Below are 18,069 nucleotides of genomic sequence, written 5' to 3'. Positions count from 1 at the left end.
TTAAGCTAGAGTTTCTGGGCAATAGCCAAGTCCGCGAACGAACTGACGACGGAAGGCTTCAATTTCCGCTGTGTCTGGATTGCCATGACAGACAACAGCCACCTGATAACGTCGCATCACATCTACGGGCGTTTGCCCAGTTTCTAAACTCCACATCGCCATTTGTACACGAATGTTAGAGGGGTAGGGAATCCCCACTTCTTTAAGGTAAGCTTTAAAGTCGCCGTGTCCTTGAGGGCCCAGGGGAGACTCCATTTTCACCCGCAGCACCCATCCATCGATTTGATGAATGACCGTGATAAAGCGAACTGGAAAGTTTTGTCGTTTGAGATGTTCGACGACCCGTAACGTCAGGCTGGCGTTGGCAAGATAGTAGAGGTAGTCCATAAAGAGTGCCTTGAATTGGGGTCTATATTGATCATCGGTGATCTTGACCTCTACTCCTAGGGGGAACTCCCCATAGTTTCATGGGGAAGGTTCCCCATCCTCGATTTTTGACTATTTATTTTTGATAGCTATGATCCCCATTTCTGATGATGATTTATACCTAGAAGCTTACGATTATCAGCTTCCTACGGAACGCATTGCCCAAAATCCTGTCACCCCTCGGGATCACTCTCGGCTGCTGGTGGTTAATTCTCCTGATACCCATGAGCATCAACGGTTTTGGCAATTACCGGATTGGCTCAACCCTGGGGATTTATTGGTTCTCAATGATACTCGGGTGTTACCGGCCCGTCTCTATGGCTATAAGCCCAGTGGGGCTAAGGTGGAGGTGTTATTACTAGAGGAACGTCAGCAGGGTCAGTGGTTGGCGTTAGTGAAACCCGGAAAACGCCTCAAGCCCGGTGCTGAAATTTACTTTGATTCCCCTGAAGCCCGTGACTCAAGGGCCAAGTTTTGGGCCCAAGTCCTTTCCCTGGATGAGGCCACTGGAGGGCGACTGTTACAGTTTCACTGTCCTGCCGGCGCAACGGTGCTTGAGATGTTAGAACGGTATGGGGAGGTTCCCTTTCCTCCCTATGTCACGGAGTCTCAAGCTAGTAGCAGTCAATATCAGACGGTCTATGCTCGCGAAGCGGGATCAGCCGCAGCACCCACAGCGGGATTGCATTTTACGCCGGAATTGCTGCAACGATTGGACGAGCAGGGGGTGTGTCGGGAGTTTGTGACGCTTCATGTGGGAGTTGGAACGTTCCGGCCTGTGGAAACGTCCGATATTCGGGATCATGTCATGCACCAGGAATGGGTTAAGGTCCCCGAGGTGACGGTTGAGGCAGTTCGTCGCACTCGTTCCCAGGGAGGACGGGTGATTGCGGTGGGAACTACGGCGGTGCGATCGCTAGAGTCTGCGGGCCAGGGCCAGCCTCCGGGACATTTAGTGCCCTTTGCGGGCAAAACGGATCTGTTTATCTATCCTGGATATCGCTGGCAGGTGGTGGATGGTCTGATTACCAACTTCCATCTCCCTAAGTCGAGTTTGATGATGATGGTCTCGGCCTTACTAGGACGGGAGCGGCTGTTAAGACTGTATGAGGAGGCGATCGCCCAAAATTATCGGTTTTTTTCCTTTGGGGATGCCATGCTGATTACCCCTGAAGCTCGCTTGCGGTAAGTGTTTCTCTTCTTTTGTCAGGGATTAGTGAAACTTATCCTTGACATAAATGAGAGCGAGTGTAAACATTGATTAACCAAATCGTTCATCTTTTTTGGGTCAGTCGTGATAAACCCGCCCAGAGAAAGACGGAAGTAGGGCTTTTGTACCGAAGGAACGCACCACATCCTTAACAACTTGTCTGAATTTTGAGGTACTACAGATGTTGGTTGCCTGCTTGGTTGCCCTTGCCTGTGCTGTTGCTTGCCTTTTCCTCAGTGTCAACACCCGTGAGGAAATCGTCAAAGTGGCAGCCATGGGCTTGGCGGGACTTTGTGCCCTTGTCAGTCTTTACTTTGCTCCCTGGATCGTCAAGTTGATGATTCTGGCACTTCCTTTTCTGTGGGAGCGTTTCTCTAAACTGGGTCGTTTCGACTCCCGGCAAATTTAGGGGAAGCATGGGTTAAGACTCTAACAGGGCCGAGATGCGCAACCGCCTCCTTGGTGATCGCCAAGGAGGCGGTTGTTTTAAGACCTGAGGAGAAGCGAATCGGGATGACAGGATTTGAACCTGCGGCATCCTGCTCCCAAAGCAGGCGCGCTACCAAGCTGCGCTACATCCCGAAGGAGACCACAATCATGTGGCGCTCTCTTAGAGTATAGGTGATTGATGTCCCGGTTGCCAACTGTTGGTTTACCAGAGCAGCAATTCTCATTTTGGAAATTCAACTGCTATCGGGTGGGATGTCTAACTCGAGACCCTCAAGCATAAAGGTCAGAAGGTGGTCCCAACTGTCGAAGTACAGGTAACGGGTCAACGCCCGCAAATCATTAAAGAAGGTTTGACGGGTAGGTAAGTGCGCTCGTAGCAACTGGTACTTGTCATCGAGCAACTCAAGCAGAGTATGGAAGAGTAGCGAGAGGATGTTGAGGGTCGCCAGCAAGGAGGAAAGATGCTGCTTACCATGCCCAAAGTTATGTTCTAGATGGTAACCCTTGGTCTTGAGAGTGTTGTTGTTCTCATTCTCAACTTTCCAGCGGGTGCGTCCGGCCCGAACCACCTCGGCTACATTCTCATCGCTGAGAGGATAACTCGTGGCAAAGGAGTTGTGATAGGTTACCTTGCCATCAGCGGTGGTGACAGTAAGTTCGCACCAGTTGACCAACAGGGCCTCATCGCTATCTTTGAGGGGCACTCCGTTGAGATAGCGGTAGGTATAGGTTTTCTCGACTTTACCAGTCCGCTTCTTGGTCGTGAGGGTCGGGAGTTCGATACCCTCTAGGTGTTCATAGAGGGTAGTATGAGACTCGGGGCGACAGACGACGATGAAGTTAAGTTGCTGCTCTAGAAACTGCTGACACAACGGTTGGTGGCAATAGAGGTCATCCCCTAAAACCGTGACGTTCAAAGCCCTCAAGCATTGTTCTTGCCGCGATAGCCAGCGTTTGGCAGCGGCATTCTCACAGTCTTGCTTATCATGACCATCTTGGGGCACGATAAATTCAGGGACTAAGGGAATCACATGATTCTGTCCTGGACAGACGATGACTGGGGTGACAACACTATGAAAGTAATGGGTTTTTCCTGACTTCTGGGTGCGCGTTGAGCAGTGGGGACAGTGAATTTTGTCGGAACTGAAGTATTCCGTGCCATCCAATGCGACTAATAGACTGTCCCCTAGGCAACGGAAGCTTTCTAACTGCCCCTGGGCTTCCAAGACTTGTAGGATCTCCTCAAACACCGGGAACAGGTGCTCTGGGGACACAGCATCTAATAAATCCCGGATGTGGTTGTCGGTGGGAATCCGATGAACTCCAAACAGACTTTGGGCATTGCTCTTGCCTTTACTACCCTCCATCAGACGTTGATAAGCCAGAAACGACGGAGTTTGAGTAAAAAATACACTAAATGCGCTTAAAGCGGCATCCTCCATTCCATAGCGGCGATTTTTACCCCGGCGCTTGTCCGGTAGCGATGACAAGCACTGGCGGAAAGAACCCACTACAGTCTCAAAGCAACCTGGCTTTTTCAACGGCTCTGGCCCTCCTGGGTTTCTTAGATGTCATTACGATACAGGGATGCCGGGGACTTGAACAGGTTTTTGCCAAAATGAGAATTGCTGTTACCAGAGACTGGCAGAGATTCCCGGCAGTTGACTCAAATTTGGGCAGCGATCGCGGTACGATCGACCTATCTCACTAGGGGAGTGGCATATTACTAATGAAGCTACAGGACTTTCTCGGGACGGATCTTAAATACGACTATAAGGATATGGCGGCCAACGAGGCTTTGACTCGTCAAATTCAGGTACGCCTGATTGATATGGGGTTATTAGACCCTCCCGCCGATGGATTCTTTGGTCCCCTCACTACTGCCGCCTTCGACCGCTTTCAAGATTTAATGCAGGTCAATGAGTTGGGCTATCTCGGGGCCGCCACCGCTCGTTTAATCATTCAGACACGACGGCAGGATGTACCGAAACCTCCACCGGAGTTGAAAGTTCTCCACAACACTGTTTTTAAATCTCGCCCTGTTCAGTCATCGACGCTGTCAGACAACGAGAAACGCTCGATTCCAGCGGGAGAACGCTTTAGTCTCGTTGATTATGATGTTGTGCGAGATCATTTACGCATTGCCCTGCGGAATGTGGCCTTTCCCAAGCGCGGTGATAATGGCAGGGTGGAGGATTCCAAGATTTGGTACGCCTTCCGCGATCATGTGGAAGTTTGGGAACAGGAGGATCGTCAGGTCCCTCTACAAAAGCCGACAACGGTTCGTCTCGATGTTCCCTACAAGTCCCAGTTGGATAATTGGTATAACCCGATGGGGTCGTGCAATGTCACCTCCATTGCCATGTGTTTGTCTTATTTGGGGGCCCGTCGCCGTAGTAGTGTGGGTCAGTTTGAGGATGAACTCTATGAATACATGATTCATCGTGGCTGGAGTCGTCATAGTCCCTATGATTTGGCCCGAGTGGTGCATGACTATGGCTGTCGGGACACCTTTCGCACCAATGCCACGATTGAGGAGGCCCAGGATTGGCTAGCGGGTGGGAATCCGGCGGTGATTCATGGGTATTTCACGTCCTTTGGTCACATTATTGTCTTGGTGGGGTATGACGATCGCGGTTTCATTGTCCATGATCCCTATGGGGAATGGTTTGAATGGGGGTATCGCAATGATTTAAGTGGTGCGTTTCTCCACTACTCCTATGGCTTGATTCGTCGCCTTTGTATTCCGGATGGCCAGTTCTGGGTTCACTTCATCTCCCGTTAGTGGGGGGGATGCTGGATGGCTTGGTTTCGCTCTGCATCTGGAGTTTCATGCTGATGTCTAGCCATGGGGAACGGGAGATGGGGGCACTGGTGGAAATGTAGTCGACCCCTGTTTTGGCGATCGCCCGCAGACGTTCTTGGGTGATGTTCCCCGAGGCTTCAATCTTGAGTTTGGGGTTCTTTTGGCGAATGAGGGGTACGGCGGCTTGCAACTGTGAGATGGACATATTGTCCAACATGATGATGTCGATGTCCGTCTGGAGGGCTTCTTTGACTTGATCTAGGGTTTCGGTTTCCACTTCGATGGTGAGGGGATAGGGAATTTGGGGACGAATTTGAGCCACGGCGGCGCTGAGACTTCCGGCGGCGGCAATGTGGTTGTCTTTAATCATGATGGCATCGTCGAGTCCGAGGCGATGGTTGCTGGCACCGCCGACACAGGTGGCATATTTTTCCAGGAGTCTCAGTCCGGGGGTGGTTTTGCGGGTATCGGTTAGCTGGGTGGGTAAGTCTGCGATCGCATCCACATACTGACGGGTGCTGGTGGCGATGCCGCTGAGACGCATGACTAGATTTAGGGCAACTCGTTCTCCCATGAGTAGGGCTTCTAGGTTGCCCTGGAAGCGGGCCACGACGGTCCCGGTGTCGCAACGGCTGCCCTCTTTATATATAAGTTCGCTTTTGATATGGCGATCGAGCTGTTCAAAGGTCCGTTGTGCTAGGGGAAGTCCGGCAATGACCCCAGGGGCTTTGAGAACCCATTCGGCGGTTCCTTGGGGCGATCGCCCTTGCAGTAGGGTTTGACTGGTGCGATCGCCCCGTCCGATATCTTCGGCTAGCCAACTCTGGATTAACGGATCTAAAACCACCCAGGGGGGTAAGACAGGAGATAGGCTCACGGGAGATGTCCCTCATTCTGAATACAGCATGTTTAACCATACCCTTGCCTGAGGAACTTTGATGGAGGCCCGGCGGGGGAATTTTGCCGGGGGGCGATCGCTCAGCCGCCTCCTCCCCAAAAATAAAGATCTGAGCGCCTGGGTGGCTCAGATCCGGGTCAAAGGGGTGAGATCGAAGAAAAAGGAAAAAATTTTATCTTCTGAAAAGCTTGCCCCGAGGGGATTTGAGGGGTTTGCCCTAAAATTTCCCAAAAAAAGATTCTAAAAAGGGTTGACAGCCCTAGATAGTCTTGTTAGATTAGTTAAGCGCTCGGGAGGACGGGCAAACACAACGCCCCCAAACGACGCATTCCGAACCTCGAAAATTAAATCGTTTGAAAGCTCGACATAAGAAGCCTAAAACTTCAAAAGTCTTCGTCTAAATTCATTAAAGGATAACGGACGAGAGAGAATTTGACAAGGGGGTAACCCAAGTTAAGTTCAATCAAAGCCGAAAGCCAACAAACTCAACGTCAACACGGAGAGTTTGATCCTGGCTCAGGATGAACGCTGGCGGCGTGCCTAACACATGCAAGTCGAACGAAGTTCTTCGGAACTTAGTGGCGGACGGGTGAGTAACGCGTGAGAATCTACCTTCAGGACGGGGACAACAGCTGGAAACGGCTGCTAATACCCGATATGCCGAAAGGTGAAATGTTATTTCGCCTGGAGAGGAGCTCGCGTCCGATTAGCTAGTTGGTGGGGTAAAAGCTTACCAAGGCGACGATCGGTAGCTGGTCTGAGAGGATGAGCAGCCACACTGGAACTGAGACACGGTCCAGACTCCTACGGGAGGCAGCAGTGGGGAATTTTCCGCAATGGGCGAAAGCCTGACGGAGCAACGCCGCGTGGGGGAAGAAGGTTTTTGGATTGTAAACCCCTTTTCTCAAGGAAGAACAAAATGACGGTACTTGAGGAATCAGCCTCGGCTAACTCCGTGCCAGCAGCCGCGGTAATACGGAGGAGGCAAGCGTTATCCGGAATTATTGGGCGTAAAGCGTTCGTAGGCGGCTGTTCAAGTCTGCTGTCAAAGACCGAGGCTCAACCTCGGGTCGGCAGTGGAAACTGAATAGCTAGAGGTCGGTAGGGGCAGAGGGAATTCCCAGTGTAGCGGTGAAATGCGTAGATATTGGGAAGAACACCGGTGGCGAAAGCGCTCTGCTGGGCCGAACCTGACGCTGAGGGACGAAAGCTAGGGGAGCGAATGGGATTAGATACCCCAGTAGTCCTAGCCGTAAACGATGGAAACTAGGTGTGGCCTGTATCGACCCGGGCCGTGCCGAAGCTAACGCGTTAAGTTTCCCGCCTGGGGAGTACGCACGCAAGTGTGAAACTCAAAGGAATTGACGGGGGCCCGCACAAGCGGTGGAGTATGTGGTTTAATTCGATGCAACGCGAAGAACCTTACCAGGGCTTGACATGCCGCGAATCTCCTTGAAAGAGGAGAGTGCCTACGGGAGCGCGGACACAGGTGGTGCATGGCTGTCGTCAGCTCGTGTCGTGAGATGTTGGGTTAAGTCCCGCAACGAGCGCAACCCTCGTCCTTAGTTGCCATCATTAAGTTGGGCACTCTAGGGAGACTGCCGGTGATAAACCGGAGGAAGGTGGGGATGACGTCAAGTCATCATGCCCCATATGTCCTGGGCTACACACGTACTACAATGGTCGGGACAACGAGCAGCCAACTCGCGAGAGTGCGCTAATCTCTTAAACCCGGCCTCAGTTCAGATTGCAGGCTGCAACTCGCCTGCATGAAGGAGGAATCGCTAGTAATCGCAGGTCAGCATACTGCGGTGAATCCGTTCCCGGGCCTTGTACACACCGCCCGTCACACCATGGAAGTTGGCCATGCCCGAAGTCGTTACCCTAACCGTTCGCGGAGGGGGATGCCGAAGGCAGGGCTGATGACTGGGGTGAAGTCGTAACAAGGTAGCCGTACCGGAAGGTGTGGCTGGATCACCTCCTTTTTAGGGAGACCTAAACCCAAGACCTTGAGGATATAAGTAAGCCCAAGGAATTGAGGTCAACCTAGGTCGGTCGGAGACTGGTCGAAGCTTTCAAACGATTAAGAGGTTAGGAAACCCAACAACTCAGGAACATTGAGACGTGAGGAGTTGGGACAAGAGACCAACCTTGAAATGGGCTATTAGCTCAGGTGGTTAGAGCGCACCCCTGATAAGGGTGAGGTCCCTGGTTCAAGTCCAGGATGGCCCACCTAAAACTTAGTGCTGTCAATAGCAGTCATTAAGAAAATGGGGGTATAGCTCAGTTGGTAGAGCGCCTGCTTTGCAAGCAGGATGTCAGCGGTTCGAGTCCGCTTACCTCCATGCTGGTCTCGCCCCAAAGAAATCCTAAACCCGAAAAGCGAAGGACAACTCAGCACCTGAGAGAGACTCAGACTGCTGGGGAATCCCAGCCAGAACCTTGAAAACTGCATAGTCAACCTAAAAAAAGTCAGGTGAAGTCGAGACCTCAAAGACATGAGGTCAAGCTATAAAGAGCTAACGGTGGATACCTAGGCACGTTGAGGCGATGAAGGACGTGGCGACCGACGAAACGTTCCGGGGAGCTGGAAGCAAGCATTGATCCGGAAGTGTCCGAATGGGGCAACCCTAAAAACGGTCGGCTGAATCTATAGGCCGACACGAGCGAACCGGGCGAACTGAAACATCTTAGTAGCCCGAGGAAGAGAAAGCAAAAGCGATTCCCTTAGTAGCGGCGAGCGAACAGGGACCAGCCCAAACCTAAGGTTTTTACCTTAGGGGTTGTGGGACGGCAGAACGAGACTGGAAAGATTAGACGAAGCTGTTGAATGCAGCACCAGAGGAGGTGAAAGTCCTGTAGTCGAAAATCGGAACAGCTCAGCCGGATCCCGAGTAGCACGGGGCACGTGAAATCCCGTGTGAATCAGCGAGGACCACCTCGTAAGGCTAAATACTCCAACGTGACCGATAGTGAAACAGTACCGCGAGGGAAAGGTGAAAAGAACCCCGGGAGGGGAGTGAAATAGAACCTGAAACCGTTAGCTTACAAGCAGTGGGAGGACGATTTAACGTCTGACCGCGTGCCTGTTGAAGAATGAGCCGGCGAGTAATAGGTCGTGGCCGGTTAAGGCGAGAATGCCGAAGCCCCAGCGAAAGCGAGTCCGAATAGGGCGTTAGTCACGATTTATTGACCCGAACCCGGGCGATCTAACCATGTCCAGGATGAAGCTTGGGTAACACCAAGTGGAAGTCCGCACCGACCAATGTTGAAAAATTGGCGGATGAGGTGTGGTTAGGGGTGAAATGCCAATCGAGCCCGGAGCTAGCTGGTTCTCCTCGAAATGCGTTTAGGCGCAGCGGCTAGAGAAATATCTGTGGGGGTAAAGCACTGTTTCGGTGCGGGCTGCGAGAGCGGTACCAAATCGAGGCAAACTCTGAATACCATAGAGAAACTAGCCAGTGAGACGGTGGGGGATAAGCTTCATCGTCGAAAGGGAAACAGCCCAGACCACCAGCTAAGGTCCCCAAGTGGACACTAAGTGATAAAGGAGGTGGGAGTGCCCAGACAACCAGGAGGTTTGCCTAGAAGCAGCCATCCTTAAAAGAGTGCGTAATAGCTCACTGGTCAAGCGCTCCTGCGCCGAAAATGAACGGGGCTAAGTGTCCCACCGAAGCTGTGGACTCAGTTTTTAACTGAGTGGTAGAGGAGCGTTCTGCTCTAGGGTGAAGCACTAGCGGCAAGCAGGTGTGGACGAAGCAGAAGTGAGAATGTCGGCTTAAGTAGCGAAAAGATGTGTGAGAATCACATCCCCCGAAAACCTAAGGGTTCCTCCGGCAGGCTCGTCCGCGGAGGGTTAGTCAGGACCTAAGGCGAGGCCGAAAGGCGTAGTCGATGGACAACGGGTTAACATTCCCGTACCCAAACAGACTGGTAGCGGAGGACGGAGAAGGCTAAGTCAGCCGGGTGATGGTAGTCCCGGTTTAAGCGTTCGAAGGTGATGACGGGTGGCGAAAACACCCTGAGCTAAGACGTGAACACGACCGGCTACGGCTGGGAAGTGACCGATGTCATGCTTCCAAGAAAAGCCCGAACTACTGTAAATCTGTTTGGCCTGTACCCGAAACCGACACAGGTAGGTAGGTTGAGTAAACCAAGGGGCGCGAGATAACTCTCTCTAAGGAACTCGGCAAAATGGCCCCGTAACTTCGGGAGAAGGGGTGCCACCGAGAGGTGGTCGCAGTGAAGAGGCCCAAGCGACTGTTTACCAAAAACACAGGTCTCCGCTAAGTCGCAAGACGATGTATGGGGGCTGACGCCTGCCCAGTGCCGGAAGGTTAAGGAAGTTGGTTAGCGTAAGCGAAGCTGACGACCGAAGCCCCGGTGAACGGCGGCCGTAACTATAACGGTCCTAAGGTAGCGAAATTCCTTGTCGGGTAAGTTCCGACCCGCACGAAAGGCGTAACGATTTGGGCGCTGTCTCGGAGAGAGGCTCGGCGAAATAGGATTGTCTGTGAAGATACGGACTACCTACACCTGGACAGAAAGACCCTATGAAGCTTTACTGTAGCCTGGAATTGGCTTCGGGCTGAGTTTGCGCAGGATAGGTGGGAGGCTTTGAAGTTTTCCTTGTGGGGGAAATGGAGCCATCGGTGAGATACCACTCTAACTCAGCTAGAAGTCTAACCTCGACCCGTGATCCGGGAGAGGAACCGTTTCAGGTGGGCAGTTTGACTGGGGCGGTCGCCTCCTAAATGGTAACGGAGGCGCGCAAAGGTTCCCTCAGGCTGGTTGGAAATCAGCCGTAGAGTGCAAAGGCATAAGGGAGCTTGACTGCGAGACCTACAAGTCGAGCAGGGACGAAAGTCGGCCTTAGTGATCCGACGGCACTGCGTGGAAGGGCCGTCGCTCAACGGATAAAAGTTACTCTAGGGATAACAGGCTGATCTCCCCCAAGAGTTCACATCGACGGGGAGGTTTGGCACCTCGATGTCGGCTCATCGCAACCTGGGGCGGAAGTACGTCCCAAGGGTTCGGCTGTTCGCCGATTAAAGCGGTACGTGAGCTGGGTTCAGAACGTCGTGAGACAGTTCGGTCCATATCCGGTGTAGGCGTAAGAGAATTGAGAGGAGCCTTCCTTAGTACGAGAGGACCGGGAAGGACGCACCGCTGGTGTACCTGTTATCGTGCCAACGGTAAACGCAGGGTAGCCAAGTGCGGAGTGGATAACCGCTGAAAGCATCTAAGTGGGAAGCCCACCTCAAGATGAGTTCTCTGTTGGGGTCAACCCAGTAAGGTCACGGAAAGAACATCCGTTAATAGGCGTCCGGTGGAAGTTCAGTAATGGATGAAGCCTAGGCGTACTAACAGACCGAGCGCTTGACCTCTTTTGATGTCTTTATTCCCTGATTAGGTTGACTGTGCAGTCTTCAAGGTTTCTGTTCTTTCCTGGTGCTTCTAGCGAGGTGGCACCACTCCGATCCCTTCCCGAACTCGGCTGTGAAACGCTTCTGCGGCGAAAATACTTGGGGGGTTGCCCCCTGGGAAGATAGCTCAGTGCCAGGTTAATACTTGAAAAAGACTCCCTGAAAATGGGGGTCTTTTTTGCGTTGATTTTTGGGCGTTGATAGGGGAGTGGGGGCGACTCCGGCCCCTCTCCTCTGTCCAGGTTAGTCCAGTTGGCGACCGGTGAGTTCGACGAAGATATCTTCTAGGTTCGATTCTCGGGCCATCATGCCGGTGCGATCGCCCTGCTGGTTAATATAGTGATTGGCGTCCTGCAAATTGGGGAAAAACTGGCTTTGGAGTCCTTCCGTGGTATGCGTGACGACGACTCCCTCCCCGTGGTTGCGCCGTAACTCCTCTAGGGTTCCGAGTTCGATGAGTTGGCCGCTGTCGAGAATCCCAATGCGATCGCACAGATATTCTACTTCCTCCATATAATGGGTCGTCAGCAGCATGGTCATCCCCTGTTGCTTGAGGTCTAAAAGAATTTCCCAGAGACGGCGGCGGGTTTGGGGGTCTAATCCCACTGTGGGTTCATCGAGAAACAAAATGTCCGGTTGATGTAGGAGCGATCGCGCAATTTGCAATCGTCGCTTCATCCCCCCAGAAAGGGTCTTCACAAGCACATCACGGCGATTGGTTAGCTCCACATACTCCAACCAACGATCAATCCGTTCCTGGCGCTCTCCACGGGGGATATGGTGCAAGCGTCCGTGGTATTCCATATTCTCCCAGACCGTCAGATCCACATCCACACTGACCTGCTGAAGCACCACACCAATGGAACGTTTCGCCAATCGAGCCTGTTGCACCACGTCATAGCCTGCCACCTCAATCGTCCCAGAACTGGGCCGGGTGAGGGTCGTCAGCATTCGGACTGTCGTGGATTTACCGGCGCCATTGGGGCCAAGAAAGCCAAATAATTCCCCTTTTGCGATATTAAACGAGAGATTGTTCACCACCTGAAGATCCCCATAGACCTTCGAGACATTTTGCACAGATACAGCCGGATTCATAGGTTCCTCAAACGTTAGCGATCGCACTCAGTCAGACGACATAGAGAGACATCTACCCTGAGATAGATGCGCCCTCCCGGCATATTTCATACCATAAATATACGCTTGGGACAATACTTTTTAAAACTTGATGACAATACCACGAGGCGATAACTTGACAGTTTGGCTGCAAAAAACTATACTGTACTTAGAGAAAATAAACCTAAAAATGTAAATATTTACTATTTTAAAAACGACCGTTCTGAAGTTTAGCTAAAGGGGAAACTAAATTGACTGCTAGCACTGCCACTCAACTCCAAACTCCTGCTGTCGATCACCACAGTGACAACCCAGCCGACATTGCTCGGGCCCGCTCGACTGGCTATTCCAAGACGGTATCAGATGATGCAGTAGGTGCATTTTTCAAAGAAATGTCCCGTTACCCTCTTCTCAACCGGGAAGAAGAAATCCACTTAGCTCGACGGGTTCAAGACTGGGTGATTGTCCGCGAGAAGCGGGATGAACTTCGGGAATCCTTAGGTCGAGAACCTGAGCTATCGGAACTAGGGGAAGCCCTGGGACTGAGCGAAAAAGCGGTTAAGCGACAAATCCATCGGGGTCGCACAGCTCAGAAAAAAATGATTCGTTCTAACCTGCGTTTGGTGGTCTCCATCGCCAAACGCTACCTGAACCGAGGTGTTCCGTTCTTGGACTTGATTCAAGAAGGTGCCTTAGGTCTGAGTCGTGCCACAGAGAAGTTTGACCCAGAAAAAGGCTATAAGTTCTCCACCTATGCCTACTGGTGGATTCGTCAGGGCATTACCCGGACTATTGCCAACGACGGGCGCACCATCCGTCTTCCTATCCATATCGTTGAGAAACTCAACAAACTCAAAAAGACCTACCGCAAACTGGGACAAGAGCTGAACCGCCAGCCGAGCGAAGAAGAACTCGCCGAAGCCCTGGATATGTCCCTGAAGCAATTGCGACAACTGCAACGGGTTAGCCAACGCTCCTTGTCTCTGAACCACTATGTGGGAGATGAAGATAACACCGAGGTGTTAGACCTGTTGGAAGATACCGACAGTCCTTCCCCTGACTCTCAAGTCAGTGAAGACATGATGTGTCAGGGAGTGCGTCAGGTTCTCGATGAAGCCTTGACTCAGCGTGAGAGCGAAATTCTCGCCCTGCGCTATGGTCTCGACGGCGAGAAGCGCAAAACGCTACAGGAAATCAGCACCCTGTTTAACCTCTCACGAGAGCGAGTTCGACAAATCCAAACCACCGCCATGCGCAAGCTGCGCCGTCCCCAAATTTCCCGCCGCCTGCGGGGCTGGTTACAGTAACCTGCCAACACCCTGCTACACTCCAACCAACCTGTCGCTTCCTTTAGGGCAGGTTGGTTATCTATCGTAAGCCCTGTTATGTTTACCATCCGTTCAGCTCGCCCGGAGGATACCGAGGTCATCTTCAGCTTAATCCAAGAGCTGGCCGCTTTTGAGAACCTCGAAGAGCAGGTGACGGGAAGCCCCGCTCAACTTCAAGAGCATTTGTTTGGTCATCGCCCCTATGGAGATGTGTTCCTGGCCCAACAGCAAGACCGCATCGTAGGTTACGCCTTGTTTTTCACCACCTATTCTAGTTTCCGAAGTCAGCCCGGACTCTACTTAGAAGACTTATTTGTGCAACCTGACGCTCGCCGTCAGGGAATTGGGACGGCCTTAATAGCCAGGGTCGCCCAAGAGGTTAAACAACGGGGCTATGGACGCTTAGAGTGGTCCGTCTTAGATTGGAACCACAGGGCGATCGCTTTTTACCAACAGCTTGGAGCTACGGTTCTGCCAGACTGGCGCATTTGCCGCATCAGCGATCGCCCCCTAGAGAAACTGGCCCAACCCGTCTAAAAATCCTAGAAGTGATCCATCCACCCGTTAAGATAGACGTGAATTGTCTTGTTCCACTTTAGCCATCTTATGACCGATTCCACAGTCCCTTCCGAACGAAATAAACAACAGGTGGAGGTTTCCATCCAGCTCGATTCCGAACTGGTGGATCAGATACAACACCTTTCCAACGATCCGAGTAAAATTATCGAAACAGCGATTCGACAGTGGCTGCGTGGTGAGACCACTCGGGATGATGAACTCAGCCGCCGCCTGGAACGCAATCCCCCAGTCCCGCCTCGTGGCGAATGGAACGATTAGGCCCAGTCGCCCGGGGCCCGGGCTGATATGGCGGCCCCACTCCTGAATCCCTAACCCAGTTATCAAACTACCTTGTTAGGATGGTAGCGGGGTGATGAGCCGTCCTGGGTATCCTGCAAACTGTTCCTCCTGATAAGCTCCATGACTTTGACTCAGACGTTCCATCTTCCACCTGGGGTTCTGGTACCACCCGATCTCGAAGTTGGAGACGAGGGGAGACTATTTTTGCGCTCTCTTGGAGTTGAGTTGAGCTACATTCAAGAGCGAACCGGCCGCTATCGGAGTTTTCTCTGGCGTAATGGGGCCAATCAGTTTCCTTCTAGCCACCAAGATCAGGTTTTTCAACCTGTGGACACGGTGGCCTATCTGAGTCATATTTGTCGAGTCCTAGACAACCGGACTCCTGAATCCCTCAAGTGCTTTTTCAAAGTGGGGAGCGACATTAGGACGTTTGAACTGTCGATTGCTCCCCTAGCCACTCCATCTGGAGAGTCAGATTGTGTCCTTGTGTTAGGACGACAAGCTGGAACCCTGGGGAAAACTCAATCCAACTCCTTATCCCCTCTGGCGGCGGCTTCCTTGGAGTTTCCCCTAGGAAGCCGTTCCGATTCGTCCTCGTTTTTAACCCAGGTTTCCTATCCCAAACTGCTGACACAGATTTCTCGCCAAATTCGTCAAACCTTGGATTTAGACATTATCTGGCAGCAGACAGCGCAAGGGTTGGGAAATGCCATGAAGGTGGTTCGATGTTCTGTCTATAGCTATGAAGACCATCAGCCTCAGGTCCAACAGGTAGCTCAGTTTCCCCGGGATAGTTCGAGTTTGGCCATTGGCACGGAGCTGTTGTTGCAAGACTCTCCTGAGTTGCAAGACGCGATTACCAGCTTAGAACCCACCTTAGTGGACTGTCCGTCTACGACCCAAGGGAGTCGGTCGCAGGTTTGGGTCGCCACCCGCCATCAGGGCCAGGTTAATGGCATCATTCGTTTAGAACGGGAGCGACGGGAATCCGATCTGTCAATCCCGGTTTGGCACTCCACGGAATTGGAAATTATTGGGGAATTGGCCGATCAGGTGGGGACAGCCATCGCCCATGCAACCCTCTATCGAGAGCTGGAAATCGCCCGCCAGGAAGCGGAAGAAGTCTCCCGCCTCAAAAGTGACTTTCTGGCTAATACCTCCCATGAACTGAGAACTCCCCTCAACGGCATGATGGGCTTCCTCAAGTTGATTTTAGACGGTATGACCGATGATGCTGAGGAGCAGATGGATTTTATTGAAGAAGCCTATCGCTCGGCGGTGCATCTGCTTAGTATTATCAATGACATCCTCGATATTGCCAAAATTGAAGCCGGCAAAATGCACTTAGACCTCGAACCGGTGGATGTTAAAGAACTCCTGACTCATGTAGAAGAATTTGTCCAGGCGCAAATCCAACAAAAACAACTCTATTTCCAGGTTCAGATGCCGGATACTGAGGATAGTATCATTGTTTATGGAAATTATCAGCGATTACTGCAAGTTTTACTAAATTTGGTCGGGAATGCTATTAAGTTTACCCATGAGGGTGGCATTACGATTACGGCGGAGATTATCTCACGCCCGGTGGTGGTCAATGATCGGGAATTTTCTGGACTTCTAAAGCTGAAAGTGGCGGATACCGGTATCGGTGTTTCCCTCGAACAGCAGGATAAACTCTTTCAAACCTTTAGTCAGGTGGATGGCTCCCGAACCCGCCAGTATGGGGGAACGGGCCTAGGCTTAGTGATTTCTCAAAAACTCGTAGAAGCTATGGGGGGAGAAGTCCACTTTTATAGTATGGGAGAAGGACTTGGCTCCACAGTCACCTTCACCATTGCCCTCTTCCAAGAACCGGTGATGATTTCCCTCAATGAAAGCCTGGATTCTTTGGATTTGCTCGTGGAGAATTGAGACCCCAGGATGGGGACACGGCTTGATTACCATAAAAAATCGCTATAATGTCTGTAGTTATGTAAATTTTTTTTAAGAAATTTCCTGAAGTCGATGAATTTACAAGAGATTTCCAGCCACCTCGATAGTGACAACGCCCGCGATCGCATGTTGGCCTTAGCCTCCTTGCGGGATATCCCTGCGGCTGAGGCGGTTCCCCTGATTAAGAAAGTCCTCAATGACCATCACGTGGCCCTGCGCTCTATGGCCATCTTTTCTCTGGGGATTAAGAAAACCGATGAATGCTACGAGTTATTGGTGAACCTACTGCGTCATGATCCCGACTATGGGATTCGCGCCGATGCAGCCGGGGCCCTAGGATATTTGGGAGACCCCCGGGCCTTTGAACCCCTCTCTCGGGCTTTTTTGGAGGAAACCGACTGGTTAGTTCGCTTTAGTGCCGCTGTCTCCTTGGGGAATCTCAAAAATCCCCAGGCTTACGAAATCCTCATCCAAGCCCTTTACAGTGGCGAAGTGATGTTACAGCAAGCGGCGATCGCCGCCCTAGGGGAAATCGAAGCGGTCGAGGCCTTGGATGATATCCTCAACTTTGCCAACTCCCCCGATTGGCTCGTCCGTCAGCGCCTGGCGGAAGCCTTGGGCCATCTCAACCACCCCAAGAGTTTAGCGGCTCTGGCCTACCTGAGCAAAGATAGTCATCCCCAAGTTCAAGCAGCGGCGCAAGTCGCGCAAGAACGGTTGTGCCAGGAGTCCAACAGCTAATGAAATTTGCCGTTCGCTCTCATCTGAGCTATCACATCGCCGCTGACAGCACCTTAATTTTCAATATCGCCGTCTGCAACAACTCAGTCCAGAAGATTCTCCAAGAAGATCTGCAAATTGAAGGGGCGGCGGACTGGGATCAGCAGACCTCAGGGGAACTGGACAATCGCTATGTGCGAGTCAATGCTCCCCCAGGACAGGTGCGGATTCGCTATAAGGCCACTGTGGAGTTAAACGCCATTGAACAATCACCCCAGGCGATCGCCGAAGTTCCCCCAGCTCAACTACCCTTAGAGGTTTTACCCTACCTTTATCCTAGCCGTTACTGTGAATCCGATCGCCTGCTGCGCTTTGCCGAAACAGAATTTGGCGAGTTAGTCCCCGATTATTCTCGCGTCACGGCCATCTGCAACTGGATTTATGAGAATGTCGTCTATCTCTCGGGAAGCACCAGTCCCCACACCTCAGCCTTTGATACGGCCACAGAACGAGCCGGGGTTTGTCGCGATTTTGCTCATTTAGCCATTGCCTTCTGTCGGGCCCTCAATATCCCGGCCCGCTTTGTCAGCGGTTATGCCTACGACTTACATCCCCCCGACTTTCATGCCTATTTTGAAGCCTACTTAGGCCAGGCTTGGTACTTGTTTGATGCCACACGCCTGGTTCCCCGCACCGGACTCATCCGTATTGGCACTGGTCGGGATGCGGCGGATGTTTCCTTTGCGACCCTGTTCGGCCCCGTGACCATGGAAACGATGGACTTGCAGGTAGACTGTCTGACGCCAGGGGAGAGACCTCAGCTCAGCGATGGGGCGATCGCGTTTGTTGAGTCGTCAAGGGACTCCATTTAAACCTAGCCCCCTAGGAGACTCGCCTGCGCC

Annotated in this window: 13 protein-coding genes, 3 tRNA genes, 3 rRNA genes and 1 riboswitch; of the genes, 14 read left to right on the top strand and 5 right to left on the bottom strand. The window is 52.1% G+C overall.

What is annotated here, in order from left to right; all coding sequences use genetic code 11:
* On the bottom strand, positions 1 to 387 hold the full coding sequence (locus NEA10_RS01580; protein ID WP_252663473.1) for a hypothetical protein: 387 nt from the start codon (positions 385 to 387) through the stop codon (positions 1 to 3).
* 130 nt (positions 388 to 517) lie between these two features.
* On the opposite strand from NEA10_RS01580, the gene queA reads away from it, so the two are divergent.
* On the top strand, positions 518 to 1,615 hold the full coding sequence (queA, locus tag NEA10_RS01575) for a tRNA preQ1(34) S-adenosylmethionine ribosyltransferase-isomerase QueA (protein WP_252663472.1): 1,098 nt from the start codon (positions 518 to 520) through the stop codon (positions 1,613 to 1,615).
* An 80-nt stretch (positions 1,616 to 1,695) separates the two neighbouring features.
* Positions 1,696 to 1,778, top strand: a riboswitch (Glutamine riboswitch).
* A gap of 39 nt (positions 1,779 to 1,817) precedes the next feature.
* On the top strand, positions 1,818 to 2,045 hold the full coding sequence (locus NEA10_RS01570; protein ID WP_252663471.1) for a hypothetical protein: 228 nt from the start codon (positions 1,818 to 1,820) through the stop codon (positions 2,043 to 2,045).
* A gap of 99 nt (positions 2,046 to 2,144) precedes the next feature.
* Here NEA10_RS01570 and NEA10_RS01565 read toward each other — a convergent pair.
* Positions 2,145 to 2,218, bottom strand: a tRNA-Pro gene (locus NEA10_RS01565).
* A 101-nt stretch (positions 2,219 to 2,319) separates the two neighbouring features.
* Positions 2,320 to 3,627: a transposase gene (locus tag NEA10_RS01560; RefSeq protein WP_445164646.1), complete on the bottom strand. Its 1,308-nt coding sequence runs from the start codon at positions 3,625 to 3,627 to the stop codon at positions 2,320 to 2,322.
* A 188-nt stretch (positions 3,628 to 3,815) separates the two neighbouring features.
* Between NEA10_RS01560 and NEA10_RS01555 the strand changes: the two genes are divergently transcribed.
* Complete coding sequence (locus NEA10_RS01555; protein WP_252663470.1) at positions 3,816 to 4,871, top strand: C39 family peptidase; 1,056 nt, start codon at positions 3,816 to 3,818, stop codon at positions 4,869 to 4,871.
* Here NEA10_RS01555 and nadC read toward each other — a convergent pair.
* A complete protein-coding gene (gene nadC, locus NEA10_RS01550) occupies positions 4,858 to 5,769 on the bottom strand; it encodes a carboxylating nicotinate-nucleotide diphosphorylase (protein ID WP_252663469.1) in 912 nt (303 codons plus the stop codon). The two genes, NEA10_RS01555 and nadC, sit on opposite strands and share 14 nt — an antisense overlap.
* A gap of 514 nt (positions 5,770 to 6,283) precedes the next feature.
* Here nadC and NEA10_RS01545 point away from each other — a divergent pair.
* From NEA10_RS01545 to rrf, 5 genes are all read left to right on the top strand, one after another.
* A 16S ribosomal RNA gene (locus NEA10_RS01545) occupies positions 6,284 to 7,775 on the top strand.
* A gap of 173 nt (positions 7,776 to 7,948) precedes the next feature.
* Positions 7,949 to 8,022: transfer RNA gene (locus NEA10_RS01540), tRNA-Ile, on the top strand.
* Between the two features lie 40 nt (positions 8,023 to 8,062).
* A tRNA-Ala gene (locus tag NEA10_RS01535) sits at positions 8,063 to 8,135 on the top strand.
* Positions 8,136 to 8,292: 157 nt separating this feature from the next.
* Positions 8,293 to 11,177: ribosomal RNA gene (locus NEA10_RS01530) — 23S ribosomal RNA — on the top strand.
* Between the two features lie 60 nt (positions 11,178 to 11,237).
* Positions 11,238 to 11,355: ribosomal RNA gene (rrf, locus tag NEA10_RS01525) — 5S ribosomal RNA — on the top strand.
* The 16S, 23S and 5S rRNA genes sit together here with 2 tRNA genes alongside, the layout of an rRNA operon.
* A gap of 104 nt (positions 11,356 to 11,459) precedes the next feature.
* Here rrf and NEA10_RS01520 read toward each other — a convergent pair.
* Complete coding sequence (locus NEA10_RS01520) at positions 11,460 to 12,311, bottom strand: ABC transporter ATP-binding protein (protein WP_252663468.1); 852 nt, start codon at positions 12,309 to 12,311, stop codon at positions 11,460 to 11,462.
* Between the two features lie 269 nt (positions 12,312 to 12,580).
* On the opposite strand from NEA10_RS01520, the gene NEA10_RS01515 reads away from it, so the two are divergent.
* The 6 genes from NEA10_RS01515 (at position 12,581) to NEA10_RS01490 (ending at position 18,039) form a co-directional block, all read left to right on the top strand.
* Positions 12,581 to 13,636 (top strand): RNA polymerase sigma factor, RpoD/SigA family, encoded by a 1,056-nt coding sequence (locus tag NEA10_RS01515; RefSeq protein WP_445164662.1) that lies wholly within the window; start codon positions 12,581 to 12,583, stop codon positions 13,634 to 13,636.
* A gap of 78 nt (positions 13,637 to 13,714) precedes the next feature.
* Positions 13,715 to 14,194 (top strand): GNAT family N-acetyltransferase, encoded by a 480-nt coding sequence (locus NEA10_RS01510; protein ID WP_252663467.1) that lies wholly within the window; start codon positions 13,715 to 13,717, stop codon positions 14,192 to 14,194.
* A gap of 69 nt (positions 14,195 to 14,263) precedes the next feature.
* On the top strand, positions 14,264 to 14,494 hold the full coding sequence (locus NEA10_RS01505) for a hypothetical protein (RefSeq protein ID WP_159784825.1): 231 nt from the start codon (positions 14,264 to 14,266) through the stop codon (positions 14,492 to 14,494).
* A gap of 225 nt (positions 14,495 to 14,719) precedes the next feature.
* Positions 14,720 to 16,426: a sensor histidine kinase gene (locus tag NEA10_RS01500; protein ID WP_252663466.1), complete on the top strand. Its 1,707-nt coding sequence runs from the start codon at positions 14,720 to 14,722 to the stop codon at positions 16,424 to 16,426.
* 84 nt (positions 16,427 to 16,510) lie between these two features.
* Positions 16,511 to 17,188, top strand: a complete 678-nt coding sequence (locus tag NEA10_RS01495; protein WP_252665250.1) for a HEAT repeat domain-containing protein — start codon at positions 16,511 to 16,513, stop codon at positions 17,186 to 17,188.
* Positions 17,188 to 18,039, top strand: coding sequence for a transglutaminase-like domain-containing protein (locus tag NEA10_RS01490; protein ID WP_252663465.1), 852 nt, complete (start codon positions 17,188 to 17,190; stop codon positions 18,037 to 18,039). The genes NEA10_RS01495 and NEA10_RS01490 overlap by 1 nt, the downstream gene beginning before the upstream one ends.
* The last annotated feature ends 30 nt before the right edge of the window (positions 18,040 to 18,069 follow it).

It is taken from the genome of Phormidium yuhuli AB48 (assembly GCF_023983615.1).
Lineage (GTDB): Bacteria > Cyanobacteriota > Cyanobacteriia > Cyanobacteriales > Geitlerinemataceae > Sodalinema > Sodalinema yuhuli.
Note: the sequence above shows the minus strand (reverse complement) of the source record. Positions and strands in the feature narration are given on the sequence as shown.

What these genes read in the sequence shown, in the direction of transcription:
- NEA10_RS01505 (WP_159784825.1), top strand. Translation starts at nt 14,264, where the DNA reads ATGACCGATTCCACAGTCCCTTCCGAACGAAATAAACAACAGGTGGAG.
- queA (WP_252663472.1), top strand. Translation starts at nt 518, where the DNA reads ATGATCCCCATTTCTGATGATGATTTATACCTAGAAGCTTACGATTAT.
- NEA10_RS01555 (WP_252663470.1), top strand. Translation starts at nt 3,816, where the DNA reads ATGAAGCTACAGGACTTTCTCGGGACGGATCTTAAATACGACTATAAG.
- NEA10_RS01510 (WP_252663467.1), top strand. Translation starts at nt 13,715, where the DNA reads ATGTTTACCATCCGTTCAGCTCGCCCGGAGGATACCGAGGTCATCTTC.
- NEA10_RS01570 (WP_252663471.1), top strand. Translation starts at nt 1,818, where the DNA reads ATGTTGGTTGCCTGCTTGGTTGCCCTTGCCTGTGCTGTTGCTTGCCTT.
- NEA10_RS01490 (WP_252663465.1), top strand. Translation starts at nt 17,188, where the DNA reads ATGAAATTTGCCGTTCGCTCTCATCTGAGCTATCACATCGCCGCTGAC.
- NEA10_RS01580 (WP_252663473.1), bottom strand. Translation starts at nt 387, where the DNA reads ATGGACTACCTCTACTATCTTGCCAACGCCAGCCTGACGTTACGGGTC.
- NEA10_RS01520 (WP_252663468.1), bottom strand. Translation starts at nt 12,311, where the DNA reads ATGAATCCGGCTGTATCTGTGCAAAATGTCTCGAAGGTCTATGGGGAT.